The organism is Marinomonas foliarum, from assembly GCF_003337275.1.
GTDB classification, from domain to species: domain Bacteria; phylum Pseudomonadota; class Gammaproteobacteria; order Pseudomonadales; family Marinomonadaceae; genus Marinomonas; species Marinomonas foliarum.
The window spans coordinates 1-1,052 of sequence record NZ_QPJQ01000086.1 but is presented as its reverse complement, the minus strand read 5'-3'; the positions used below and the strand labels follow the sequence as shown (position 1 = coordinate 1,052).

At 44.3% G+C, this 1,052-nt stretch carries 1 pseudogene; it reads right to left on the bottom strand.

Annotated elements, in window-relative coordinates:
* Positions 1-987: pseudogene (locus DFP77_RS19445) on the bottom strand (IS3 family transposase); the annotation flags it as partial.
* Between the last annotated feature and the right edge of the window lie 65 nt (positions 988-1,052).

The window sequence follows — 1,052 nt, the reverse complement described above, 5'->3', positions numbered from 1 at the left end:
CTTTTTTTAATAACGAGAAAAAACTTTCCGCAACAGCATTATCGTGACAGTTACCACGTCGACTCATACTGGCTTCCAGATTATTATCTTTTAAGAAGGTTTGCCAATCTTTCGAGGTATATTGAGCGCCTTGATCTGAGTGTACCAGTACTCTTTTTGTGGGGCGTCGTCGCCAAATCGCCATGAGTAAAGCATCAATAACTGACTCCGCTGTCGCCCTTGATCTCATTGACCATCCTACGACCAATCTAGAAAATAGATCAACAACGACGGTCACATAAAGCCAGCCTTCTTTTGTCCGGATGTACGTAAAATCGGTTACCCATACTTGATCTGGTTCTGGGACAATAAACTCTCTATTTAGTGTATTGGGGGCTGTATTACGTTCAGATCCACGATAAAAAACAGGGTGGCGTTTGTAGCCTATTAGCGCTTTTAGGCCCTCTCGGCGCATCACCCTTAGCACTCGATTCTTCCCACAAGACTTACCTTCTCCTTTTAGGTCTTTGGTGATATTGCGGTAGCCGTAAACACAACCACTCTCAAGCCAATGCGTTTTAATGGTGATGGCAAGTTCATCATCTTCTTGCTCTCGTCGACTTTTTGGACAGTCCAGCCAAGCGTAAAAACCGCTCCTATGGACTTGCAGTGTTCGACACAAGGCAACAATAGAATAGTCGTGGAGCCGTGATTTTATGAACGTGTACTTTTCTTTGACTCCCCGGCAAAGTACACGGCGGCCTCCTTTAGAATGTCCCTCTCTTCGGTCACACGTTTAAGTTCAGCTTTGAGCCGCTGGATCTCTGACAGAGCTGAATCTTCCGTTTTTCTGCTCGCTTCAGGCTTGCTGTATCGGGCTATCCAATCATGCATACTTTTGTAACTAACGCCAAGTCGCTCAGCCACTTCTGCAATCTTATAGCCCCGCTCAGTGACTTGTTTAACGGCTTCAATTTTGAACTCATCGGTATAACGTTTTCCACTCATAATTCACCTCATTTTTACCTATTATTATATAGCTATGAGATGTCTATTAAAGTGGGTCCATACCA